At 66.4% G+C, this 21195-nt stretch carries 26 protein-coding genes and 1 pseudogene; 16 read left to right on the top strand and 11 right to left on the bottom strand.

Going from position 1 to position 21195, the window contains the following annotated elements; all coding sequences use genetic code 11:
• Positions 1-123, bottom strand: a pseudogene (locus HHL13_RS20720) (electron transfer flavoprotein subunit beta/FixA family protein); the annotation flags it as partial.
• A 72-nt stretch (positions 124-195) separates the two neighbouring features.
• Positions 196-1395 carry an ADP-forming succinate--CoA ligase subunit beta gene (gene sucC, locus HHL13_RS20715; protein ID WP_169557804.1) on the bottom strand — a complete coding sequence of 400 codons (1200 nt, stop codon included), beginning with the start codon at positions 1393-1395 and terminating at the stop codon, positions 196-198.
• A gap of 120 nt (positions 1396-1515) precedes the next feature.
• Here sucC and HHL13_RS20710 point away from each other — a divergent pair, with 120 nt between their 5' ends.
• Together HHL13_RS20710 and HHL13_RS20705 are read left to right on the top strand one after the other, a co-directional pair.
• On the top strand, positions 1516-2016 hold the full coding sequence (locus HHL13_RS20710; protein WP_169557803.1) for a sterol desaturase family protein: 501 nt from the start codon (positions 1516-1518) through the stop codon (positions 2014-2016).
• Positions 2013-2762, top strand: a complete 750-nt coding sequence (locus tag HHL13_RS20705; protein WP_169557802.1) for a sulfite exporter TauE/SafE family protein — start codon at positions 2013-2015, stop codon at positions 2760-2762. Before HHL13_RS20710 ends, HHL13_RS20705 begins: the two co-directional genes overlap by 4 nt.
• On the opposite strand, the gene HHL13_RS20700 is transcribed toward HHL13_RS20705, so the two are convergent.
• Positions 2759-3694: a ribose-phosphate pyrophosphokinase gene (locus HHL13_RS20700; protein ID WP_169557801.1), complete on the bottom strand. Its 936-nt coding sequence runs from the start codon at positions 3692-3694 to the stop codon at positions 2759-2761. The genes HHL13_RS20705 and HHL13_RS20700 overlap by 4 nt on opposite strands.
• A 90-nt stretch (positions 3695-3784) precedes the next feature.
• Here HHL13_RS20700 and gltX point away from each other — a divergent pair, with 90 nt between their 5' ends.
• The 8 genes from gltX to HHL13_RS20660 all read left to right on the top strand — a co-directional run bounded on the left by gltX (position 3785) and on the right by HHL13_RS20660 (position 9954).
• Positions 3785-5113, top strand: a complete 1329-nt coding sequence (gltX, locus tag HHL13_RS20695; protein ID WP_169557800.1) for a glutamate--tRNA ligase — start codon at positions 3785-3787, stop codon at positions 5111-5113.
• 108 nt (positions 5114-5221) lie between these two features.
• On the top strand, positions 5222-5893 hold the full coding sequence (locus HHL13_RS20690) for an energy transducer TonB (protein WP_169557799.1): 672 nt from the start codon (positions 5222-5224) through the stop codon (positions 5891-5893).
• A 98-nt stretch (positions 5894-5991) separates the two neighbouring features.
• Positions 5992-6342 (top strand): hypothetical protein, encoded by a 351-nt coding sequence (locus HHL13_RS20685; protein ID WP_169557798.1) that lies wholly within the window; start codon positions 5992-5994, stop codon positions 6340-6342.
• Between the two features lie 17 nt (positions 6343-6359).
• Positions 6360-7307 (top strand): bifunctional diaminohydroxyphosphoribosylaminopyrimidine deaminase/5-amino-6-(5-phosphoribosylamino)uracil reductase RibD, encoded by a 948-nt coding sequence (gene ribD / locus HHL13_RS20680; protein WP_169557889.1) that lies wholly within the window; start codon positions 6360-6362, stop codon positions 7305-7307.
• Positions 7307-7915, top strand: a complete 609-nt coding sequence (locus tag HHL13_RS20675) for a riboflavin synthase (protein WP_169557797.1) — start codon at positions 7307-7309, stop codon at positions 7913-7915. The genes ribD and HHL13_RS20675 overlap by 1 nt, the downstream gene beginning before the upstream one ends.
• Positions 7902-9035 (top strand): 3,4-dihydroxy-2-butanone-4-phosphate synthase, encoded by a 1134-nt coding sequence (gene ribB, locus HHL13_RS20670; RefSeq protein ID WP_169557796.1) that lies wholly within the window; start codon positions 7902-7904, stop codon positions 9033-9035. Before HHL13_RS20675 ends, ribB begins: the two co-directional genes overlap by 14 nt.
• A 1-nt stretch (position 9036) precedes the next feature.
• A complete protein-coding gene (gene ribH, locus HHL13_RS20665) occupies positions 9037-9456 on the top strand; it encodes a 6,7-dimethyl-8-ribityllumazine synthase (protein WP_169557795.1) in 420 nt (139 codons plus the stop codon).
• Between the two features lie 9 nt (positions 9457-9465).
• Positions 9466-9954: a hypothetical protein gene (locus HHL13_RS20660; protein WP_169557794.1), complete on the top strand. Its 489-nt coding sequence runs from the start codon at positions 9466-9468 to the stop codon at positions 9952-9954.
• On the opposite strand, the gene HHL13_RS20655 is transcribed toward HHL13_RS20660, so the two are convergent.
• Complete coding sequence (locus tag HHL13_RS20655; RefSeq protein ID WP_169557793.1) at positions 9951-11033, bottom strand: alkene reductase; 1083 nt, start codon at positions 11031-11033, stop codon at positions 9951-9953. The genes HHL13_RS20660 and HHL13_RS20655 overlap by 4 nt on opposite strands.
• A 97-nt stretch (positions 11034-11130) precedes the next feature.
• On the opposite strand from HHL13_RS20655, the gene HHL13_RS20650 reads away from it, so the two are divergent.
• On the top strand, positions 11131-12027 hold the full coding sequence (locus HHL13_RS20650; protein ID WP_240953915.1) for a DMT family transporter: 897 nt from the start codon (positions 11131-11133) through the stop codon (positions 12025-12027).
• On the top strand, positions 12027-12692 hold the full coding sequence (locus HHL13_RS20645) for a COQ9 family protein (RefSeq protein ID WP_169557791.1): 666 nt from the start codon (positions 12027-12029) through the stop codon (positions 12690-12692). Before HHL13_RS20650 ends, HHL13_RS20645 begins: the two co-directional genes overlap by 1 nt.
• A 14-nt stretch (positions 12693-12706) precedes the next feature.
• Here HHL13_RS20645 and HHL13_RS20640 read toward each other — a convergent pair whose 3' ends face one another.
• The gene (locus HHL13_RS20640; RefSeq protein WP_169557790.1) at positions 12707-13012 is read right to left on the bottom strand and encodes a hypothetical protein; all 306 of its coding nucleotides are present in this window, start codon (positions 13010-13012) and stop codon (positions 12707-12709) included.
• A gap of 203 nt (positions 13013-13215) precedes the next feature.
• On the opposite strand from HHL13_RS20640, the gene HHL13_RS20635 reads away from it, so the two are divergent.
• Complete coding sequence (locus HHL13_RS20635) at positions 13216-13473, top strand: FeoA family protein (protein WP_169557789.1); 258 nt, start codon at positions 13216-13218, stop codon at positions 13471-13473.
• A gap of 3 nt (positions 13474-13476) precedes the next feature.
• Positions 13477-15327: a ferrous iron transporter B gene (locus HHL13_RS20630; RefSeq protein WP_169557788.1), complete on the top strand. Its 1851-nt coding sequence runs from the start codon at positions 13477-13479 to the stop codon at positions 15325-15327.
• Between the two features lie 2 nt (positions 15328-15329).
• Here HHL13_RS20630 and HHL13_RS20625 read toward each other — a convergent pair whose 3' ends face one another.
• A complete protein-coding gene (locus HHL13_RS20625) occupies positions 15330-15506 on the bottom strand; it encodes a DUF4169 family protein (protein WP_169557787.1) in 177 nt (58 codons plus the stop codon).
• 41 nt (positions 15507-15547) lie between these two features.
• Between HHL13_RS20625 and ssb the strand changes: the two genes are divergently transcribed.
• Both ssb and HHL13_RS20615 read left to right on the top strand, forming a co-directional pair.
• Positions 15548-16111, top strand: coding sequence for a single-stranded DNA-binding protein (gene ssb / locus HHL13_RS20620; RefSeq protein ID WP_169557786.1), 564 nt, complete (start codon positions 15548-15550; stop codon positions 16109-16111).
• 14 nt (positions 16112-16125) lie between these two features.
• Positions 16126-16560, top strand: a complete 435-nt coding sequence (locus tag HHL13_RS20615) for a hypothetical protein (protein WP_169557785.1) — start codon at positions 16126-16128, stop codon at positions 16558-16560.
• Positions 16561-16569: 9 nt separating this feature from the next.
• Here HHL13_RS20615 and HHL13_RS20610 read toward each other — a convergent pair whose 3' ends face one another.
• The 5 genes from HHL13_RS20610 to HHL13_RS20590 are packed head-to-tail and all read right to left on the bottom strand — an operon-like array spanning position 16570 to position 21142.
• Positions 16570-17412: a pirin family protein gene (locus HHL13_RS20610; RefSeq protein WP_169557784.1), complete on the bottom strand. Its 843-nt coding sequence runs from the start codon at positions 17410-17412 to the stop codon at positions 16570-16572.
• On the bottom strand, positions 17412-18002 hold the full coding sequence (gene metW, locus HHL13_RS20605; RefSeq protein ID WP_169557783.1) for a methionine biosynthesis protein MetW: 591 nt from the start codon (positions 18000-18002) through the stop codon (positions 17412-17414). Before metW ends, HHL13_RS20610 begins: the two co-directional genes overlap by 1 nt.
• Positions 17999-18433, bottom strand: a complete 435-nt coding sequence (locus tag HHL13_RS20600) for a GNAT family N-acetyltransferase (protein ID WP_169557782.1) — start codon at positions 18431-18433, stop codon at positions 17999-18001. Before HHL13_RS20600 ends, metW begins: the two co-directional genes overlap by 4 nt.
• Entirely contained in the window at positions 18430-19554 is a 1125-nt protein-coding gene (locus tag HHL13_RS20595) for a homoserine O-acetyltransferase (protein ID WP_169557781.1), read from the bottom strand. The genes HHL13_RS20600 and HHL13_RS20595 overlap by 4 nt, the downstream gene beginning before the upstream one ends.
• A gap of 31 nt (positions 19555-19585) precedes the next feature.
• Positions 19586-21142 (bottom strand): NAD(P)/FAD-dependent oxidoreductase, encoded by a 1557-nt coding sequence (locus HHL13_RS20590; protein ID WP_169557780.1) that lies wholly within the window; start codon positions 21140-21142, stop codon positions 19586-19588.
• Between the last annotated feature and the right edge of the window lie 53 nt (positions 21143-21195).

Raw genomic sequence — 21195 nt, 5'->3', positions numbered from 1 at the left:
AATCTCGTCGAACGGGTTCATGCTCATCTTCACGTTCGCCAGATCGACGCCCGTCCCGTCCGCCTTCACCCGGGGCTTCACATTATAGTCAAGCACTCGCTTGACCGGCACCAATAGCTTCATCGCATCCACTCCTGTGTCCGAACCGCTCCCGGGGAGGAAAGCGGGCCAGCGCCAAAGGGCAGGCTTAGCCTATCAGGCTGCCTGCTTCACCTCGGCCACGATCTTCTTTGCTGCGTCGCCCAGATCGTTTGCCGCAACGATCGGCAGACCCGAATTGGCGAGGATGTCCTTGCCTTCCTGGACGTTGGTGCCTTCGAGGCGGACGACCAGCGGAACCGAGAGGTTCACTTCCTTCGCGGCCTCGACGATGCCGGCGGCGATGATATCGCACTTCATGATGCCGCCGAAGATGTTGACGAGGATGCCCTTCACGTTCGGATCCTGAAGGATGATCTTGAACGCCGCGGTCACCTTCTCCTTGCTCGCGCCGCCGCCGACGTCGAGGAAGTTGGCCGGGAACATGCCGTTCAGCTTGATGATGTCCATCGTCGCCATCGCGAGGCCCGCACCGTTGACCATGCAGCCGATGTCGCCGTCGAGCTTGATGTACGCCAGGTCGTACTTCGAGGCTTCCAGCTCGGCCGGATCCTCTTCGGTCTCGTCGCGCAGCTCGACCAGGTCCTTGTGGCGGAACAGCGCGTTGCCGTCGAAGCCGACCTTGGCGTCGAGCACGAGGAGGTTGCCCTGCTCGGTCAGCGCCAGCGGATTGATTTCGATCTGCTCGGCGTCGGTGGCGAGGAACGCGTTGTAGAGCGACTGCGCGACCTTGGCCGCCTGCTTGGCCAGATCGCCGGTCAGGCCCAGCGCCGCCGCAACCGCGCGGCCGTGGTGCGGCTGGAAGCCGGTGGCCGGATCGACCGAGAAGGTCTTGATCTTCTCGGGGGTCGAATGAGCGACTTCCTCGATGTCCATGCCGCCTTCGGTCGAAACGACGAATGCGACGCGGCTGCTGGCGCGATCGACGAGCAACGCGAGGTAGAATTCCTTGGCGATGTCGGCGCCGTCGGTGATGTACAGGCGGTTGACCTGCTTGCCGGCTTCGCCGGTCTGGATCGTGACCAGCGTGTTGCCCAGCATGTCGGTCGCGTGCGCCTTCACTTCGTCGAGGTTGAAGGCGAGGCGGACGCCGCCCTTCGCTTCAGGCGCCAGTTCCTTGAACTTGCCCTTGCCGCGGCCGCCGGCATGGATCTGCGACTTCACGACGAAAAGCGGCCCGGGCAGCTTCTTCGCGGCTTCGACGGCTTCGTCGACCGAAAAGGCGGCAAAGCCCTGCGCAATCGGTGCGCCGTACTTCGCCAGCAGTTCCTTGGCCTGATATTCGTGGATGTTCATGGGGAGCGCCGCCTTCTCTGAATAAGGAAATCGGGAGTTGCGCCGCCTAAAGCACAGCCGGAAACGCGAATCCACCCCTGCACTCTCGCGGGTGCAGCATAGCTGGGCTATATCCCATATATGCATTGGCTGCCCGGCATCGCCCTGTTCGCGTTCACCGTCCTCGTCATGGAGGGCGTGGCCTATGTCGCGCACCGTTGGGTGATGCATGGCTGGGGCTGGTTTCTCCACGAAAGCCACCATCGCGACCGGCCCGGCATGTTCGAGCTCAACGATCTTTACGCGTTGATTTTCGCGGTGCCCTCGTTCGTAATGTTGCTGGGCGGCGTACAGTTGGGCTGGTGGCCCGGCTTTACGTGGATCGGCGCAGGCGTGGCCGCTTATGGGGCGATCTATTTCGGCTTCCATGACGTCATCGTCCATCAGCGCGTGAAGCACCGCTATGTCGCGCGCTCGGGCTATATGAAGCGGATCATTCAGGCGCACCGGCTGCATCACGCGGTGGAGAGTAAGAACGGTACGGTCAGCTTCGGTTTCCTTTACGCCCCGCGCGCCGAGGTGCTGAAGGCCGAACTGAAGCGGAACCGGGCTGACGCCGGAGGTCTTGGCAAAGACGCATGATCACCGACTGGCATTTCTATGCGCTGGCGATTCCGGCGGTGATCCTGCTCGGGCTGGCCAAGGGCGGGTTCTCCGGCATGGGCGCACTATCGCTGCCGATGCTGGTTCTGGCGATCGATCCGGTGCGCGCTGCTGCGATCCTGCTGCCGATCCTGATCGTGCAGGACGTGGTCGGCGTCTGGGCCTTCCGCAAGACGGTCGACTGGACCGTGCTCGGCTGGATGCTGCCCGGCGCAGCGATCGGCGTGCTGCTGGGCTATTGGTTCGCAGCCAGCGTGACGCCCGAAGCGGTGATGGCGGTGGTCGGGCTGATCTCGGTCCTGTTCGGCCTGTATCGACTGTGGGCGGAGCGGCATGCGACGCCGCGCGAAACGGCCAGGCTGCCCGAATGGTTCGGCGCGCTGTTCGGCATCGCCTCGGGCTTCACCAGCCATGTCGCGCATGCCGGTCAGCCGCCGTTCCAGCTCTGGGTGCTGCCCCGCAATCTTGCGCCGGCCTTGCTGGTTGGGACCACAGCGGTGTTTTTCGCGGTGGTCAACTGGATCAAGGTCCCGGCCTATTTCGCGCTCGGCCAGTTCTCCGCCGCGAACCTGCTCACCGCCGCCGCGTTGTTGCCGCTGGCGATCGCATCGACCTTTGCGGGGGTCTGGCTGGTGCGCAAAATCGACCCGGCGCGCTTCTACACCGCGATCTACTGGCTGATGGTGCTGGTCGGCGCCGGGCTGATCGCCGAGGCCGTGCTTTAGTCGAAGAGGCTCGACACCGACGATTCATCGGCGATCCGGCGGATCGCTTCGGCCAGCAGCGGGGCGATCGTCAAATGCCGCACCTTGTCGCTGTCGGCGATCACGGCATGGTTGCCGATCGAATCGGTGATCACCAGCTCGGCCAGCGCCGAACCGTCGACCCGGGCGACCGCGCCGCCCGAGAGCACGCCATGCGTACAATAAGCGACCACGTCCTCGGCGCCCGCCGCCTTCAGCGCGGCGGCGGCGTTGCACAGGGTGCCCGCCGAATCGACGATATCGTCGATCAGGATGCAGAAGCGGCCCTCGACGTCGCCGATGATGTTCATCACTTCGGATTCGCCGGCGCGCTCGCGGCGCTTGTCGACGATCGCCAGCGACGCGTTGTCGAGCCGCTTGGCCAGCGCGCGGGCGCGGACCACGCCGCCCACGTCGGGCGAGACGACCATCAGGTTCTTGTCGCCGAAGCGCGACTTGATGTCCTCGCTCATCACCGGTGCACCGAACAGATTATCGGTCGGGATGTCGAAGAAACCCTGAATCTGGCCGGCATGGAGATCCACCGAAAGGACGCGATCGGCGCCGGCGGTAGTGATCATGTTGGCGACCAGCTTGGCCGAGATCGGGGTACGCGGGCCGGGCTTCCGGTCCTGGCGGGCATAGCCGAAATAGGGGAGCACCGCGGTGATCCGCTTGGCCGATGCGCGGCGCAGCGCATCGATCATGATCAGCAGCTCCATCAGATTGTCGTTCGCAGGGAAGCTGGTCGACTGCAGCACGAACACGTCTTCGCCGCGCACATTCTCGAGAATCTCGACGAAGATCTCTTCGTCGGCGAAGCGGCGGACATTCGCCTGGGTCAGCGGAATCTCGAGATAATCGGCGATCGCCTTGGCGAGCGGCAGGTTCGAGTTGCCGGACATCAGCTTCATGAGGATCGGTCTCTTGTGACGATAGCGTGACGCTCCACTTACTGCGCGATCCCTGTGGCGCAAGGCAGCAATGCTGCTTAACGGGTCCTCATGACCGTAATTACCCGCTTCGCGCCCAGCCCGACCGGCCGTCTCCATGTCGGCAATCTGCGTACAGCGCTCCATAACTGGATGTTCGCAAAGGCGAATGGCGGGCGCTTCCTGTTGCGGATCGACGATACCGATGGCGAGCGGTCGGAAGAGGCGTTCGTCGATGCGATCCGCGCCGATCTCGCATGGCTGGGGCTGAACCCCGATGGCGAGGAGCGCCAGTCGGCGCGCTTCGCGCTGTATGAGAACCGCTTCACCCTGCTCAAGACCGCCGGCCGGGTCTATCCCTGCTACGAAACGCCGCAGGAACTCGATCTCAAGCGCAAGGTGCTGCTCGGGCGCGGCTTGCCGCCGGTTTACGACCGCGCCGCGCTGAAGCTCACCGACGCCCAGCGTGCTGCCCATGAAGCAGAGGGGCGCACGCCGCACTGGCGCTTCCTGCTCGATCATGACGTCATGATCGGATGGGACGATCTGGTTCGCGGGCATCAGCGCTTCGATCCCCGGACGATGAGCGATCCGGTGGTGCGCCGCGCCGATGGCAGCTGGCTCTATCTGCTGCCTTCGGTGATCGACGATATCGATATGGCCATCACCCATGTCGTGCGTGGTGAGGACCATGTGTCGAACACCGCCAGCCAGCTTCAGATGTTCGCGGCGCTCGGCGGCGCGGCGCCGGCCTTCGCGCACGAGGCGCTGCTGACCGGCAGCGAAGGCAAATTGTCCAAGCGGCTCGGCTCGCTCGGCTGCGATCATTTCCGCGAGGCGGGGATCGAGCCGCAGGCGCTGGTCGCGCTGCTGGCGCGGCTGGGCACCAGCGATCCCGTCGAACCCTTCGCCGATCCCGCGCCGCTGATCGCCGGCTTCGACTTCGCGCGGTTCGGCCGCGCGCCCGCGCGGTTCGACGAGGAGGAGCTTGCCGGGCTCAACGCGAAGATCGTCCACCAGCTCGGTTACGACGCCGTGGCGTCGCGCCTGCCGGCGGGGATGGGCGAAGCCGCGTGGAACGCGATCCGGCCCAATCTCTCGACCGTCGCCGATGCGGTGTCGTGGTGGTCGGTGGTCGAAGGCCCGGTCGATGCGCAGGTCGCCGAAGAGGATCGCGGCTTCCTCGCCGAAGCCGCCGAAGCCGCCGCGCGACTCGACTGGTCGGCGGATGCCTGGGCGCAGCTCACCGGCGCGCTCAAGGAGTCGAGCGGCCGCAGGGGCAAGGCGCTGTTTCTGCCCCTGCGTCAGGCGCTGACCGGGCGCGATCATGGCCCGGACATGGCAGCCCTGCTCCCGCTGATCGGCCGCGAACGGACGATCCAGCGCCTCTCGTCCCGCTAGAAAATCGACGCGTCCCGGCATCCTTCATCCCCGCTTTACGTTCGGTATGTAACGTTGTATCATCACAACGTAGCCGGGAAGGCCGGCACGTGGAGAAGGAGGCCTGACATGTACGCGAATCGTTCGTCGCTGCCCTTCGGCATCAATCCTGCCGGGCTGGGCTTCGCGATGGTGGTCAACGGCGCGATCATCGGTGCGATGGTGTTTCTGATCGCGCCCAACATCATCGGCATGAAGCCGCCGACGGTGCTGATCGGCGAGCAGATCCCGATCGACGAGCCGCCCCCGCCCGAAAAGCCGCAGCCCAAGCCGGAGAGTCATGAGCGAGTCCGCGAGACGCTGATCTACCAGCCCCCGGTCGAACATCCGGTCGTTTCCGAGAATCCGGTCACGACCACCACCGAGCGTCCGGCCGAACCGGCGCTGCCCGCGCTCGGCGAGCCCAAGGGCACGGCGGACGTGATTCCCGATCCGCCCAAGCCGATCCCGCCGCTGATCGCCGCCCAGCCCGATCCGCGCTATGCCAGCCAGTTCCAGCCCGAATATCCCGGGCAGGAAATCCGGATGAACCGCGACGGCACCGTCTCGGTCCGGGTGCTGATCGGCACCGACGGGCGGGTGAAGGCCGTCGAGCAGATCCGCGCGACCAGCACCGCCTTTTACGAGGCGACCCGCCGTCACGCGCTGGCCAAATGGCGATTCAAGCCCGCCACGCGCGGCGGCGAGCCGCAGGAAAGCTGGAAGACGATGAACGTCCGCTTCGAGATGACCGGACAGTGATTTCGGGTCCGGCCGGCGCGGGCTGTGCCGGCGCCGTACGGTCAAAAGGGATACGGGGGCTGGCTCCTGAGCCTCCGTATCCCTATCTCTCGCCGCACATGCGCATTTTCAGGTTCCTCTCGCCGGTTCAGGCGTTCCGCGATTTCCGCCAGTTCATCGCCACGCGGAAGAAGCACGAGCTGTGGATGCTGATCCCCTCGCTCGGCCTGACGATCGGTGTGATGGTCGCCTTCTATCTCGACTCGCGGGCCGAGCGCGAATGGAAGCGGCCCGACATCATCTGGGTGAAGGACTGGCGGCTCGACCGCTCCGACGAGGAAATCCGCGCACAGCAGGCGATCGACAAGGTCGAGAAGGACAAGCGTGACGCCGAACTCGAAAAGAAGCGCAAGGCGCGACGCGACGAGTTCAAGAAGATCGACGACGGTCTGAAGTCTTGGGGACTCTGAGCGGCCCCACGCGCTGGATGGCCGCCGCGCTTGCCCTGTCGCAACGCGGCCGGGGGCGAACCGCGCCCAATCCCAATGTCGGTTGCTTGGTCGTGAAGGATGGTCGCGTCATCGGGCGCGGCTGGACCCAACCCGGCGGCCGCCCCCATGCCGAAGCGATGGCGCTGGCCCAGGCCGGCGAAAAGTCGCGCGGCGCAACTGTCTATACCACGCTCGAACCCTGCGCGCATGAGTCGGCACGCGGTCCGGCCTGCTCGGACCTGCTGGTCGCCGCCGGCGTCTCCGCAGTAGTGATCGCGCTGGGCGATCCCGATCCGCGCACCAACGGCAAGGGGGCACAGCGCCTCCGCGCGGCCGGCATTCGCGTCACCGAGCATGTGCTGGAGGCACAGGCCCGCGAAGCGATGGCGGGCTTCCTCACCCGGCAGGCGCGGGGCCGCCCGTTGGTGACGCTCAAGCTGGCGACCTCGCTCGATGGCCGCATCGCGCTCGCCTCGGGCGAAAGCCGCTGGATCACTGGCCCCGAGTCGCGCGCGCACGCGCACCTCGAGCGCGCCCGGCACGAAGCGATCCTGGTCGGACGCGGGACCTATGATGCCGATGCGCCGCGCCTCGATGTGCGATTGCCGGGGCTTGAGATGCGTTCGCCGCGCCGCGTCCTGCTTTCCCGCACCGCCGGCTCGCCCGACGGCTGGGAACGGATCGATACCGCCGCGGCGATCGCATCCCTGGATGGCGTCGATCACCTTCTCGTCGAAGGCGGCGCCGAAACCGCCTCGGCCTTCCTCCGCGAAGGCCTTGTCGACCGTCTTCTCCTCTATCGCGCGCCGATCCTGATCGGCTCCGGAAAGGCCGCGCTGGGCGATATCGGTCTCACCGATCTGGCCTCCGCGCATGATCGATGGCGGCTCGCCGATTCGCGGACGCTTGGCAGCGACCGTCTGGAGGTCTACGCGGCCCGCTGATGTTTACGGGAATCGTCACCGATATCGGCACGATCGAAGCCGCTGGCACGCAGGGCGACCTGCGCGTGAGGGTCTCGACCGTGTATGATACCGCCACCGTCGACCTGGGCGCGTCGATCGCATGCTCGGGCGTCTGCCTCACCGTCGTCGACAAGGGGCCCGGCTGGGTCGCCTTCGACGTTTCGGGCGAAACCGTCTCGCGCACCGCTACGGCGATGTGGACACAGGGCCGCCGCCTCAACCTCGAACGCGCGCTGCGCCTTGGGGACGAACTGGGCGGGCATATCGTCACCGGCCATGTCGACGGCATCGGCACGGTGAAGCTGGTCGAGGAAATCGGCGGATCGCATCACGTCGTGATCGCGGCGGGCAAGGACATGGCGCCCTATATCGCGCCCAAGGGTTCGATCACCGTCGACGGCGTCTCGCTGACGGTCAACGCGGTGGAAGACACGCCGGATAGCGTGGAATTCCACCTCAACATCATTCCGCACACCGCGGACGTCACTACATTCAATACGATCGCTGCCGGGCAGGCCGTCAATCTCGAGATCGACGTGCTCGCCCGTTACCTGCAGCGGATGGAGTCTCTTCGTGGCAAAGCCTGAACTGGCGCGTTTGAAGCACGCCTTCCTCTCCTCGCCCGAGGAGATCATCGATGAAGCCCGCAACGGCCGCATGTTCATCCTGGTCGATGACGAGGATCGCGAGAATGAGGGCGACCTCATCATCCCGGCGCAGATGGCGACTCCGGATGCGATCAACTTCATGGCCAAGTTCGGCCGGGGCCTGATCTGCCTCGCGATGACCAAGGACCGGGTCGAGACGCTCGGCCTCGAACTGATGAGCCGCGCCAACGGCACGCGCCACGAAACGGCCTTCACCGTTTCGATCGAAGCGCGCGAAGGCGTCACCACCGGCATTTCGGCGGCGGATCGCGCCCGCACCATCTCGGTTGCGATCGATGCGTCGAAGGGCAAGACCGATATCGTGACGCCGGGCCATGTCTTCCCGCTGGTTGCGCGCGACGGCGGCGTGCTGGTCCGCGCGGGCCATACCGAGGCGGCGGTCGACGTCGCGCGGCTCGCGGGCCTCAATCCCGCGGGCGTGATCTGCGAGATCATGAACGAGGACGGCACGATGGCGCGGATGGACGATCTCGTCTCCTTCGCCCAGTTCCACAATCTCAAGATCGGCACGATCCGCGATCTGATCGCCTATCGCCGCCGCCACGATCACCTTGTCGAGCGCCGCGCCGAATCGCGCTTCACCAGCCAGTGGGGCGGCGACTGGACCGCCATCGCCTTCTGGAACAAGGCGACCGAGACCGATCAGATGGTGCTGCTCAAGGGCAAGATCGATCCGTCCAAGCCTACGTTGGTTCGCATGCACGCCGTATCGCCGCTGTCGGATATTTTCGGCGAAGCGGGTGGGCGCACCGGCCTGCTCGAACGCTCGATGCAGATCATCGGCGAGGAAGGATCGGGCGTGATCGTTGCGATCAACAAGCGCCGCAACGACGCGTTCAGCGTCGCGCTGGAAATGCGCAACGGCGTCCGGGAGCCCGATATGGAGGAGCTGCGCGACTATGGCGTCGGCGCGATGATCCTCAGCGAACTGGGCGTCCACGACATGATCCTGCTCACCAATACCCACCATACGCTGGTCGGCCTCGACGGATATGGTCTGTCGATCGTCGGCGAACGCGCGATCGATCCGGAGACCTGAGTTGGCCCATGTCCTGATCGTCGAGGCGCGCTTCTACGCCCATCTGAACGACCTGCTGATCGCCGGCGCCCGCGCCGCGATCGAAGCCGAAGGCCATACGCACGAGACGGTGACCGTGCCCGGCGCGCTCGAGATTCCCGGCGCAGTGGCGATGGCGGCGGAAAGCGGCCGCTACGACGCCTATGTCGCGCTCGGCGTGATCATCCGCGGCGAGACCTATCATTTCGAAGTCGTCTCGAACGAAAGCGCACGGGGCCTGATGGCGCTGGCGATGGATTCGCTGCCGATCGGCAACGGCATCCTCACCGTCGAGAACGAAGCGCAGGCGCTCACTCGCGCAAAGCCCGACGAGAAGGACAAGGGCGGCGATGCGGCCCGCGCCGCGCTCGCGATGCTCGCGCTGCGGAACCGTTTCGGGTAAAACCCTCAAATGGACATGCCCCCCACCCGCTATCGTGTCGTGGAACAGGGGCGTCGTCTGGTGGTGATCGATAACTGGACCGGCCAGCCGGCGCAGCACATGATGCGCGCGACCGAACCGCCGCGTTTCGACGAGCGCCGCCGCACGACGATCGAGCAGGCCAGCGCAAGCCTCCGCGCACCGCCGCCGCCGCCGCGTCCGGTGACGCGGCAGGGCGTGGGAACGGGTGCGGGGCTGGGCGGTCCCGACTGGATATTGTCCACCCAGAGCTGGTTCGACGATGAGGGGCCGCGCCGCATCCGCATCGCGCCGGGCGGACAGGGGCAATTGACCATCCTGCTCGGCATCGCCGTCGCGGTGGCGATCTTCGCGATCTTCTTCCTCGGCTGGATCCTGCTGCCGCTGGCCTTCTTCGCCCTGCTCCAGTCCGGCACGCGCAAGGCGCTGCGCAGCGGCATCACCGTCTGGCTGACCGGGCTGGGCGAGGAAGTGGGCTAGGCGCTCTTCAGCGCCGGATAGTCGGTGTAACCCTCCGCACCCTGCGAATAGAAAGTCGGGATGCTGGGCGCGTTCCACGCGGCGCCGGTGCGCAGCCGTTCGGGCAGGTCGGGATTGGCGATGAAGCCCCGCCCGAACGCGATTGCATCGGCCCGCCCCGAAGCGAGATCGGCCTGCGCGCCTTCAAGCGTGTAATCCTGATTGAGCACCAGCGGCCCGTCGAACACCTTGCGGATCGCGGGCGACAGCTTGGGCTGGTCCGATCGGCCGAAGCTGCCGTCGGTCGCCAGCTCGCGCAGCTCGAGGAACGCGATCTTCCGGTCGGAAAGCCATTTGGCGGCGGGCACGAACACCGATTCCGGGTTCGAATCTAGTGCGCCCTGCGTCTCGCCATTGGGCGAGAAGCGCACCGCGGTCCGGTCGGCGCCCGCTTCGGCGATCAGCCGGTCGACCACTTCGCGCAACAGGCGTCCGCGATTTTCCGGGCTGCCGCCATAATCGTCGTCGCGGAAGTTCGAATTGTCGCGCAGGAACTGGTCGATCAGATAGCCATTGGCGCCGTGGAGCTGCACGCCGTCGAACCCGGCGCGAATCGCGTTACGTGCGGCGGCCGAATAATCGTCGAGCACCCGCGCAATATCGTCGAGCGTCGCGGCGCGCGCTTCGCCATAGGGCTGCTTGCCGTCATAGGTATGGGCGACGCCCGGCGCGGTCGTGGCCGAGGAGGACAGCGGCGCCTCGCCGTTCAGGAAGCTCGAATGGACCAGCCGGCCCATATGCCAGAGCTGGGCGAAGATTCGTCCGCCCGCGTCATGGACGCGCTCCAGTACCGGCTTCCACGCCTCGACCTGCGCGTCGGTCCACAGCCCCGGCGCATAGGGCCAGCCCAGCCCCTCGCGGCTGATGCCGGTGCCTTCGGAAATGATCAGCCCCGCGCCGGCGCGCTGGGCGTAATAGTCCCCCATGATCGCGGTGGGCACATGCTCGCGCGTGCCCCGGCCGCGGGTCAGCGGCGCCATCAGGATACGATTGGGCGATTCGATCGCGCCAAGCTGGATAGGGTCGAACAGACTGGGCATCCGGCAACTCCGAACGAATTTCTGGTCTGCGGAAAATAGGGCGCTAAAGGGCCACATGCACGGAAACGGGTATCAAAGAAAAACTCTTTCGCCGCAAATGCTGGCTGCGTTGCCTCTGCTCGCCTGTCTTGCCGGAAACATGACGCTCGCATTCGGCCCGTGGTTCGTGCGCCTCGCCGACGTCGGTCCGGTCGCTTCGGCCTTCTGGCGGATCGCGCTTGCTGTGCCCGTGCTGATCGCCCTCAGCCATATCGGCCAGCGCCGTCCCTTCGCGGCGGCGCCCGGGCTGTGGCTGGTGCTTGCCTTCAGCGGCGTCGCCTTCGCGGCGGATCTCGCCGCATGGCATCTCGGCATCCTGCGAACCACCCTCGCCAATGCGACGCTGTTCGGCAATTCGGCGACGTTGATGTTCCCGATCTACGGCTTTCTGGTTGCCCGCGCCTGGCCGAGCCGGTCGCAGGGGACCGCGCTCGCGCTGGCGGCGCTGGGCGCGGCGCTGCTGCTGGGCCGTTCCTATTCGCTTTCCCCCAAGAATCTCGCGGGCGATCTGCTCTGCCTGCTCGCGGGCACGCTCTACACCGTCTATTTCATCATGATGGCCCGGGCCCGCGAAGCGATGGCGCCGCTGCCCGCGCTGGCCATGTCGTCGCTGGGCAGCGCACTGCCGCTGCTCGCGTTCGCCTGGCTGATCGGCGAGACGATCTGGCCGAATCATTGGGGCATATTGTTCGGCCTCGCGATGGCCAGCCAGGTGGTGGGGCAGGGGCTGATGATCTATGCGATCGGTCATCTCTCGCCGTTGGTCGTCGGGATCGCCCTGCTCAGCCAGCCGATCGTCGCGGGCGCCGTGGGCTGGTTCGTCTATGACGAGCGGCTCGGCTGGCCCGATTTCCTCGGGGCGCTGCTGGTGGCGGTTGCCCTGGTGCTGGTGCGGCGCGGCCCGGTTGCGTCGAACGCGGGAAATACTAAGTCGGAAGCTGAAGGAATCAGATGATGGCCCGCACGCTCCCCGAAGATCCGACGCTCGACGAACTGCGCGAGGCGCTGGCTCCGCACGTCGCCGCCAATGCCGCGTTCGATGGCTGGCATGCCGAAGCGGTCGATGCCGCCGCCGATGCGCTGGGCGTCGATCGCGGCGTCGCCCGGCTCGCCTTTCAGGGCGGCCCGGTCGAGATGATCGACGCCTGGTTCGCGAGCATCGATGCAGAGATGCTCGAACGCCTGCCGGCGGACCGCCTCGCCGCGATGAAGATCCGCGAACGGATCACGGCGCTGGTCGAAACCCGGCTCGAAATCGCCGCGCCGAATCGCGAAGCGCTCCGCCGCGCCCTTTCGATCCTCGCGCTGCCGCAGAACGCGGTCCGCGCCGCGAAGCTCGGCTGGCGCTCGGCCGATACGATGTGGCGCGCCGCCGGAGACGTCGCCACGGATTACAACCATTATACCAAGCGCGGCATCCTCGCCGGCGTTTACAGTGCCACTGTCACCGTCTTCCTGAACGACGACAGCGACAATTGGGCAGAGACTCGCGCCTTCCTCTCTCGCCGGATCGACGGGATCATGCGCTTCGAAAAGACCAAGGCGAAGTGGCTGGGCAACGAGACCCACCGCCTCAGCCTCAGCCGCTTCATCGGCCGACTGCGCTATCCGGCGGTGTAGTCGGGAACGCGCGGTCAGGGCGCGTCGTCGGGATACGGATAGCCGATTCCGAAGAAGGTGCCGCCCCTGCCGTCCGGCCAGAACGAGATGAGAAAGCGCGTCTTCTCGCCGCACAAGGTGGCGGTCCAGGTTTCGCGAACCACCTTGCCGGTGCCCAGTCGATATTGCGGGTTGGCGGGGACATAGTCTTCCGGAAGGATTCTCGCCTCGACCGCCGACACGTCCCTGCAGTTTCGCGAGCTGTACGCGAACTGCGCGATGGTCTGCAGCGTATCCCGGATCAGCACCTCGCCCGCAGTCGTCTCGCCGGTAAAATGCACCCTGATCCGCCGGAGCGGCCGATGTCGCGGAAACCAGCAGGGCGAGTCCCGCCAGCCCCGTCGCATAAAGTCCCATCCACCGTCTCTCCGCTCACCGGACGCGAACATGCACCGTGACGAACAGGGCGGCAATTGCGGTTCCGCAGGGCTTGTTCGCGATTATCGCTGGCGTGAATGACCGCCTATTGATAATCGCTCGCAGTATGAATGCCCCCGCGTCCGTCCTTCTCGCCGATCTGCCTCGCCTCAGCACCGGAACCGTCACTTCGATCGACTGGCACGCGCTTGCCGCGTCGGAAGCGCGCCGCTTGCGCGAGTTCGGGCTGGACGAAGGCGTCGAGGTCGAGTTGCTGACGCCTTCAGGCTGGATGGGCGGGCCGCTGTCCGCGCGGATCGGCCGGATGACGGTGGCGCTGCGCCGCCACGTCGCCGACGCGATCCATGTAACGCAGGGGGCCTGAGCCGTGGAAACGACGCCCCTCGTCGCGCTGGTCGGCAATCCCAATGCGGGCAAGAGCGCCCTGTTCAACGCGCTGACCGGCGCGCGGCAGAAGGTCGGCAATTATCCCGGCGTCACGGTCGAGCGTCATTCGGGCCGCATGGCGCTGAATGACGGCCGCCCGGTCGAGCTGGTCGATCTGCCCGGCACCTACAGCCTCGATCCCTCCAGCCCCGACGAGCAGGTCACCCGCGACGTCGTGATCGGCCGGCAGGACGGTGAGCGGCTGCCCGATGCGCTGGTCGTCGTCGCCGACGCCACCAATCTCGACAATCACCTCCGCTTCGTCCTTCAGCTTCGCGCGCTGGGCCGGCCGATGGTGCTCGCGCTCAACATGGTCGACATGGCCGAGCGCGACGGGCTGAAGATCGATACCGAAAAGCTGTCCGCCGAACTCGGCATCGCCGTGGTCGCGACCGTCGCGGTGCGCAGGCGCGGCCTCGAAGCGCTGAAGGATGCGCTGGCCGAACGGCTGGCGGCGGATACGCCCAAGGCGCCGCCGGTACTCGATGCCGACATCACGCATTTCCAGCGCGAGGCGCGCCGCATCGCGTCGGTCGCGATCGTCGAGCAGCCCCGCGCCCGCGCCTTCACCCGAGGCGTCGATCGCGTCGTGCTCCATCCCGTCGCCGGCCCGATCATCCTCCTCGCGATCCTCTTCACGATGTTCCAGGCGGTGTTCAGCTGGTCCGAAGCGCCGATCGGCTGGATCGAAGGCTTCCAGGGCTGGCTGGGCGAAACCGCCACCGCCAATCTGCCCGAGAGCTTTCTGCGCAACCTGCTGGTCGAGGGGATCATCAACGGCGTCGGATCGGTCGTGGTGTTCCTGCCGCAGATCCTGATCCTGTTCCTGTTCATCCTGATCCTCGAAGCGTCAGGCTATATGGTCCGCGCCGCCTTCCTGATGGACCGGCTGATGGCGGGAGTCGGCCTGTCGGGCCGCAGCTTCATTCCGCTGCTCTCGTCCTTCGCCTGCGCCATCCCCGGCATCATGGCGACGCGATCGATCGACGATCCGCGCGAACGCCTCACCACCATCCTGATCGCCCCGCTGATGACCTGTTCGGCGCGCCTGCCGGTCTATGCCGTCATCATCGGCGCCTTCATCCCGGCGACCAGCGTGGGTCCGGGCATCGGGCTTCAGGGCCTTGTCCTGCTCGCGCTCTATCTGATGGGCATCGTCGGGGCGGTCCTCGCCGCGCTGGTCCTGCGCAAGACCGCGACGAAGGGCGCGGGCGGCGGGTTCATGATGGAGATGCCGCGCTATCAGCTCCCCTCGCCCCGCGACATCGCGATCGGCTTGTGGCAGCGCGCTTACGTCTTCCTGCGCCGCGCCGGCACGATCATCATGGGCGTGACGGTGGTGCTATGGGTGCTGACGTCATATCCGGTTGCGCCCGAAGGTCAGAAGCAGAGCGAATATTCGATCGCCGGGCGGATCGCATCGGGGCTCGAGGTCGTGCTCCACCCGATCGGCTTCAACCACGAAATGTCGCTGTCGGTCATCCCGGCGATGGCCGCGCGCGAAGTCGCGGTCTCGGCGCTCCAGACGGTCTATTCGATCGATGCCGCCGACGAGGAAGCCGGTGCGCAGGAACTGGGACAGCGCCTCTCGTCGCGCTGGTCGCTGGCATCGGCGCTGGCGTTCCTCGCCTGGTTCGTGTTCGCCCCGCAATGCCTGTCGACCATCGCAGTCGCCCGGCGCGAGACCAATGGCTGGAAATGGCCGCTGGTGATGATCATCTATCTGTTTGCGCTGGCCTATGGCGCGGCGGGCATCACCTACTGGATTGCAAGCGCGATGGGGATGGGCTGAACTCAGTCTTCGCGCTTCGTGTCGTCGAGCAGCCTAGTGCGACGATAGGCTTCTTCGGCATCGGCCATTTTCTGTGCCTTCGTGCGGCCGAAGCGGGCACGGTTCTCCATCGCGCGGACTGACTTATCCACGCGTTCCTTGGCCTTGCGCGCCTTGTTCAGATTGATGATCTCGGCCATATCGTCGGCAACTCTTTTATAGCGTTCGAGGCGAAGTTTCTATGGCAGGTTCGGTCAACAAGGTGATCCTCGTCGGCAATCTGGGGCGCGATCCCGAAAGCCGCAGCTTCCAGAATGGCGGCAAGGTCGTCGAGCTGCGCATCGCGACTTCGGAAAGCTGGAAGGACCGCAATTCGGGCGAGCGCAAGGAAAAGACCGAGTGGCACACGGTCAAGGTCTTCAACGAAGGTCTCGCCAATGTCGCCGAACGTTATCTGCGTAAGGGCAGCAAGGTCTATATCGAAGGCGCGCTGACCACCCGCAAATGGCAGGACCCGCAGGGTAACGACCGTTACTCGACCGAGATCGTGCTTCAGGGCTTCAACAGCGTCCTGACCATGCTCGACGGCGCGCCGGGCGGCGGCGGTGCTGGTGCCGGTCAGGGCGGTGGTTATGGCGGCGGATCGCGCGGCGGCGGCGGTGACGATTGGGGCAGCGGCGGCGGCCGCGATGAGTTTGCCGGCCAGTCGAGCAGCCGCGGCGGTGGCGGCGGCAATTTCAACAGCGGTGGCGGTTCGTCCGGTGGCGGCTTCCCCGATGATCTGGACGACGACGTTCCGTTCTAAGCACGGAGGCGATGATGGCGCGAATGATTGTCGGGCTAGGGCTGGCGGCATTGCTGTCAGCCTGTGGCGGCAAGCCGGCGGTGGACAACACCGCCACAGCGACCGAAACGCGTGCCGCCGAAATATTGTCCGCCAACGGCAGTAACGATTGCAAGAAGAACCCGGATTTCGCGCCGGTCTATACCGATGCGAAGATCAGCGTGTGCAGCTCGGCGCATTTCGACGCGACCGGCAAGGATGCCGGCACGGTAAGCTATTCCAGCGCCGCCGCGCCTGCGGTCATCCTCGCCTGGTCGAAGGAACATGCGGCAAAGGCCGGCCTTGCCGAGCGCATCTCGAACGACAAGATGTTCTCCGCCGGCGAAGGCCAGAAGCGCACGATCATGGTGATGGCGCTGCCCGAGGGTTCGGGCAGCAAGGTCACGGTCAACTGGGGCAAGGCGCCCTAGAAGCCGGGGCTAACCCGTAACGATCTCCGCCGCGCCGAACTTCCCCGCCTGATAATCGGCATAGGCCTGCCGGATCTCGTCAGCCGTGTTCATCACGAACGGTCCGTGCGCGACGATCGGCTCGGGGATCGGATCGGCATGGCCGAACAGGAACAGCGCAGGTTCGCTGGCCGCGATCGTCACGCCGTCTCCGTCGCCCAGCTCGGCGAGATGGAAATGCGGCACCGCCGTCCCGCCGACTTCGATCGAACCGCGCGCGCAATAGAGGAACACGTCGCGACCGCTCAGTCCCTCGAACGTCACCTGTTCGCCCGGCGCGAGGGTGGCGAAGCTCATGAAGGTGCCGGTCAGCGACGGGATCGGCCCGCTGACGCCGCGATACTCGCCCGCGATCAGATGGACGCCATCGATCGCTGGAATACCCTCCGCCTGCACCCCGAAATAGCGCGGCGCCGTCATCTTCAGCCGCGCGGGCAGGTTCACCCAGAGCTGAAGAATCTCCATCGGACCGCCGTCGCGCCTGAACGCGGCTGGCGACACCTCGGCATGAACGATCCCGCTCCCCGCGGTCATCCACTGCACGCCCCCGGCGCGGATGATGCTCTCGTGCCCCGCCGAATCGGTATGCGCCAGCTCGCCGTCGAGGATGAAGGTCACCGTCTCGAACCCGCGATGCGGATGCGGGCCGAAGGGGAGGCCGCGATTGTCCGGCGCGTAGGTCTGCGGTCCGTGATGGTTGAGGAACAGGAACGCGCCGACATGTCCGATCGCCGGCCCCGGCACCGGACGCCGCGTCACCAGATCGCCGATATCGTCGCGATGCGCGGAATGGAGACGGATCACTTGCCGCATCAGTCGCGCCGCAACAGGAACACCGCATGTTCGGCGAGGAAGTTCGCCGCTGCCGAACTGGTTCGCCGGTCGCGGCTGAGGAACCAGGATCCCTCCATCACGATCCCCCGCTGCGCCACCAGGGCGCGAAAATCGTCGATCGTCACATGGTGGATGTTTGGCGTCTCGTACCATGCCAGCGGCAGCAGCCGCGTGACCGGCATCCGCCCGCCCCACATCAGCGAGGTCCGCACCCGCCAGTGCGCGAAATTGGGGAAGGAGACGAAGGCGCGCTTGCCGATCCGCAGCAGCTGCTCGAGGATCAGGTCCGGCCGCCGCGTCGTCTGGAGGGTCTGGCTCAGGATCGCATAGTCGAAGCTGGCGTCTGGATAATCGGCCAGATCGGTGTCGGCATCTCCCTGGATCACCGATAGTCCGCGCGCGACGGCCGAGGCGACGTCCTCCGCATCCAGCTCCAGCCCGCGCGCATCCACGCCGCGCTCGTCGCGCAACGCCGCCATCAGCGCGCCATCGCCACAGCCGACATCGAGCACGCGGCTGCCCGGCGCGACGTTGGCGGCGATGATCGCAAGGTCGGGGCGCAAGCTCATCGCGAATAGATATCCGGATCGTCCCGGACCATCAGCCGCTCGGGATAGGGATATTGCTCCCAGCCGAGCGAAGCATAGACCGGCTGCATATCCTTGGTGAACAGCGCCCAGCGGCGCAGGCCCTGCAACTCTGGGTGGGCGTGCAGCCCCTCGATCATCTGCCGCGCGACGCCCTTGCCGCGATGTGCCGGCAGCACGAACACATCGGCCAGATAGGCGAAGGTCGCCTTGTCGCTGATCAGCCGAGCGAACCCGACCTGCTCGGGCTTGCCGTCCTCATCGGGCGCATAGGCCCCGACGCACAGCGACCCCCTGATCGCCCGCTCCACCGTGTCGCGCGGAATCCCCACCGACCAATAGGCACCTGACAGAAAGGCATGGATCAGCTCGATGTCGAGATCGGCGGGGTCGAACGAAATGGTGACAGTCATTTCTTCTCTCCGGCCCGCAGGAACCCGTCGACCACCCGGTTCATTTCCGGCGCGTCGAGCAGGAAGGCGTCGTGCCCGAACGGCGATTTCAGCTCGACGAAGCTGGCCGGCGCCCCCGCCGCGTTCAGCGCATGAACGATCGCCCGTGATTCGCTGGTGGGGTACAGCCAGTCGGTATCGAAGCTGACGAGGCAGAAGCGGGTCGCCGCACCCTTGAACGCATTGGCGAGCGTGCCGCCATGCTCCTCGGCGAGATCGAAATAATCGAGCGCGCGGGTGATGTAGAGGTACGAGTTGGCGTCGAACCGGTCGGTAAAGCTCAGCCCCTGATGGCGCAGATAGCTTTCGACCTGGAAATCGGCGTCGAAGCCGAACGTCTTGCTTTCGCGCGCCTGCAGCTTGCGGCCGAACTTGGCGGTCAGCCCGGCTTCGGACAGATAGGTGATGTGCGCCGCCATCCGCGCCACGGCGAGGCCCGCGGTGGGCGGCTCGCCCGATGCGTAATAATCGCCGTCGCGCCAGTTGGGATCGGCCATGATCGCTTGCCGCCCCACTTCATGGAACGCGATGTTCTGCGCCGAGTGCCGTGCGGTCGATGCGATCACCACCGCCGAAGCCACACGATCGGGGAAGGTCGCGGCCCAGCTCAGCGCCTGCATCCCGCCCATCGATCCGCCGACCACCGCCTGCAATCGCTGGACGCCGAGATGATCGAGCAGCATCGCCTGCGCGCCGACCATGTCGCGGATCGTGATCACCGGGAAGCTCATGCCCCAGGGCTGGCCCGTCGCCGGATTGATCGTCGCGGGGCCGGACGATCCCATGCAGCTGCCCAGCACGTTGGCGCAGATCACGAAATGCCGCGCCGGATCGATCGGCTTGTCCGGCCCGATCAGCTTGGTCCACCAGCCCGGCTTCTTCGTCACAGGATGTTCGGACGCGACATGCTGGTCGCCGGTCAGCGCATGGCAGACGAGGATCGCGTTGCTCGCGTCCGCGTTCAGCGCGCCATAGGTTTCGTAGGCAATGTCGACCGGCGACAGCAGCGCGCCGCCGTCCAGCCGCAGCGGGCCGGGCAGGGTCACCGTGCGGCTCAGGCCGAAACGCTGATCGTCAGACATCAGCGCGAACTAGGGCCCGCAGGCCCCGCGTTCAAGCGGCTTGGGCCAGCAGCCGCTTGCCGGTGATCGCTTCGGCCGCCATCCGCCCCGTCTGCGCCGCCCCGTTCATGTATCCGGGGAAGGCGTCGGACAGATGCTCGCCCGCGAAGAACACATTGCCCGCGCGGCTGATCTGATGCTCGCCCTCGTCCGATTCGACGCTCAGCAGATGCGCGAAGCGGGTGAGGAAGCCCGGCGGGTAATTGCTGTATGCGCCCAGCGTCAGCGGATCGCGATGCCATGCGGTGCGGCGATAGGGGCCCTCGGCGGTCGCGGGGATCAGCCCGGGCACCGCGGGTTCGGAGATTCGCGCGAAGCGCCGCGCCAGCGCATCGGCCGCACCGGCATCGCTCACCTGATCGCCGCCCAGGAACCAGGTCCATACCGGGTCGAGCTTGCCCGCCAGATGGACGCTGCCGTCCCAGCCCAGTGCATAGCCCTCATCCCCGGTCTGCCACAGCTCGCCGCCGGCGCCGAGCGTCTTCGTCCAGGGCGTCGCGGTGGCGAAGGCCTGCACCTTCTCGTTGCGGCCCAATTCGGCTTCGGCGACGAAGGCGCGCCAGATCGCGGGCAGCGGTACGCGGAAGTCGATCTGGCGCATGATCGGCGCCGGCACTGCGACGATGATCGTGTCGGCAACCGCCTCGCTCCCGTCGAGGAACGCCAGCTTCATCCGGCCCCCGCCGCGCGTCACGCTCAGCAATCGCCTTCCCGTGGCGATAGAGCGGGCATATTTCGACGTCATGGCGTCGATCAGCGCGCTGCTGCCACCTTCCATCACATAGCGCTCGTCCGAACCGCCCAGCACTTCGGCTCGCTCGCCCTTCACGGTGGGCAGGTTGAAGATCAGCTCCAGCGCCGAGGCCTGACCCGGCTCGACGCCATATTCGGTGCGGCTGGTGCCTTCGAGCAGGCTCTTGACCCACGGATCGGGGATCAGCGCGGCGTGGCGGTCGAGATAGGTTTCGATCGACATCCGGTCGATCTCGGCCGCGACTCGGGCGTAGCTCTTGTCCAGCCGGTCGGCGTCCTTGCCGATCTGGGCGGCGATCCCGCGCAGCGCTTCGGCCAGTTCGGCGTCGGGCACGACGCGTCCGTTGGCGAGGATCATCGTGCGATGCTCGCCATTCTTGCGGTCGATCAGCGTGACGCCGAACGCCTTTGCCAGTCCCTGCATGTCGTGATGATCGGTATTGACCAGCTGCGCGCCCGCTTCGAACGCCGGGCCGGCCGCGGGACGCTGGGTGAACATCCGCCCGCCCATCCGCTCGCGCGCTTCATAGAGCTGGGCGTCGACTCCGGCTTCGAGCAGGTGGTGGAGCGCGGTGAGCCCGGCGATGCCGCCGCCGATGATCGCCACCTTGCCCGCCGTGGCGGCGCGCGCCTCGCGCGGCAGGGCCGATACGACGGCGCCCGCCGCGATCGCCTGCAGCAAGGTTCGCCGCGTCAGCGCATAGTCCGCCCGCACCGGCGGCGCCTCGCCCGCCGCGGCCAGATTGTGCCGCCGCGCTGTCTGCATCGCACGCCAAAAGCTGCCGCTGGTCCGCATTCGTCTCTCGTTCCGTCCCCGTTACGGGTCATGCCATAGCCTGCACGACCTTG

This window comes from Sphingomonas sp. G-3-2-10, assembly GCF_012927115.1.
Lineage (GTDB): Bacteria > Pseudomonadota > Alphaproteobacteria > Sphingomonadales > Sphingomonadaceae > Sphingomonas.
This window is presented reverse-complemented; position numbering and strand designations above follow the sequence as displayed.

Excerpts from the sequence above, each read along its gene's own strand:
- sucC (WP_169557804.1), bottom strand. The coding sequence starts at position 1,395 with ATGAACATCCACGAATATCAGGCCAAGGAACTGCTGGCGAAGTACGGC.
- HHL13_RS20710 (WP_169557803.1), top strand. The coding sequence starts at position 1,516 with ATGCATTGGCTGCCCGGCATCGCCCTGTTCGCGTTCACCGTCCTCGTC.
- HHL13_RS20705 (WP_169557802.1), top strand. The coding sequence starts at position 2,013 with ATGATCACCGACTGGCATTTCTATGCGCTGGCGATTCCGGCGGTGATC.
- HHL13_RS20700 (WP_169557801.1), bottom strand. The coding sequence starts at position 3,694 with ATGAAGCTGATGTCCGGCAACTCGAACCTGCCGCTCGCCAAGGCGATC.
- gltX (WP_169557800.1), top strand. The coding sequence starts at position 3,785 with ATGACCGTAATTACCCGCTTCGCGCCCAGCCCGACCGGCCGTCTCCAT.
- HHL13_RS20690 (WP_169557799.1), top strand. The coding sequence starts at position 5,222 with ATGTACGCGAATCGTTCGTCGCTGCCCTTCGGCATCAATCCTGCCGGG.
- HHL13_RS20685 (WP_169557798.1), top strand. The coding sequence starts at position 5,992 with ATGCGCATTTTCAGGTTCCTCTCGCCGGTTCAGGCGTTCCGCGATTTC.
- ribD (WP_169557889.1), top strand. The coding sequence starts at position 6,360 with ATGGCCGCCGCGCTTGCCCTGTCGCAACGCGGCCGGGGGCGAACCGCG.
- HHL13_RS20675 (WP_169557797.1), top strand. The coding sequence starts at position 7,307 with ATGTTTACGGGAATCGTCACCGATATCGGCACGATCGAAGCCGCTGGC.
- HHL13_RS20660 (WP_169557794.1), top strand. The coding sequence starts at position 9,466 with ATGGACATGCCCCCCACCCGCTATCGTGTCGTGGAACAGGGGCGTCGT.
- HHL13_RS20655 (WP_169557793.1), bottom strand. The coding sequence starts at position 11,033 with ATGCCCAGTCTGTTCGACCCTATCCAGCTTGGCGCGATCGAATCGCCC.
- HHL13_RS20650 (WP_240953915.1), top strand. The coding sequence starts at position 11,131 with ATGCTGGCTGCGTTGCCTCTGCTCGCCTGTCTTGCCGGAAACATGACG.
- HHL13_RS20645 (WP_169557791.1), top strand. The coding sequence starts at position 12,027 with ATGGCCCGCACGCTCCCCGAAGATCCGACGCTCGACGAACTGCGCGAG.
- HHL13_RS20635 (WP_169557789.1), top strand. The coding sequence starts at position 13,216 with ATGAATGCCCCCGCGTCCGTCCTTCTCGCCGATCTGCCTCGCCTCAGC.
- HHL13_RS20625 (WP_169557787.1), bottom strand. The coding sequence starts at position 15,506 with ATGGCCGAGATCATCAATCTGAACAAGGCGCGCAAGGCCAAGGAACGC.
- ssb (WP_169557786.1), top strand. The coding sequence starts at position 15,548 with ATGGCAGGTTCGGTCAACAAGGTGATCCTCGTCGGCAATCTGGGGCGC.
- HHL13_RS20615 (WP_169557785.1), top strand. The coding sequence starts at position 16,126 with ATGGCGCGAATGATTGTCGGGCTAGGGCTGGCGGCATTGCTGTCAGCC.
- HHL13_RS20610 (WP_169557784.1), bottom strand. The coding sequence starts at position 17,412 with ATGCGGCAAGTGATCCGTCTCCATTCCGCGCATCGCGACGATATCGGC.
- metW (WP_169557783.1), bottom strand. The coding sequence starts at position 18,002 with ATGAGCTTGCGCCCCGACCTTGCGATCATCGCCGCCAACGTCGCGCCG.
- HHL13_RS20600 (WP_169557782.1), bottom strand. The coding sequence starts at position 18,433 with ATGACTGTCACCATTTCGTTCGACCCCGCCGATCTCGACATCGAGCTG.
- HHL13_RS20595 (WP_169557781.1), bottom strand. The coding sequence starts at position 19,554 with ATGTCTGACGATCAGCGTTTCGGCCTGAGCCGCACGGTGACCCTGCCC.
- HHL13_RS20590 (WP_169557780.1), bottom strand. The coding sequence starts at position 21,142 with ATGCGGACCAGCGGCAGCTTTTGGCGTGCGATGCAGACAGCGCGGCGG.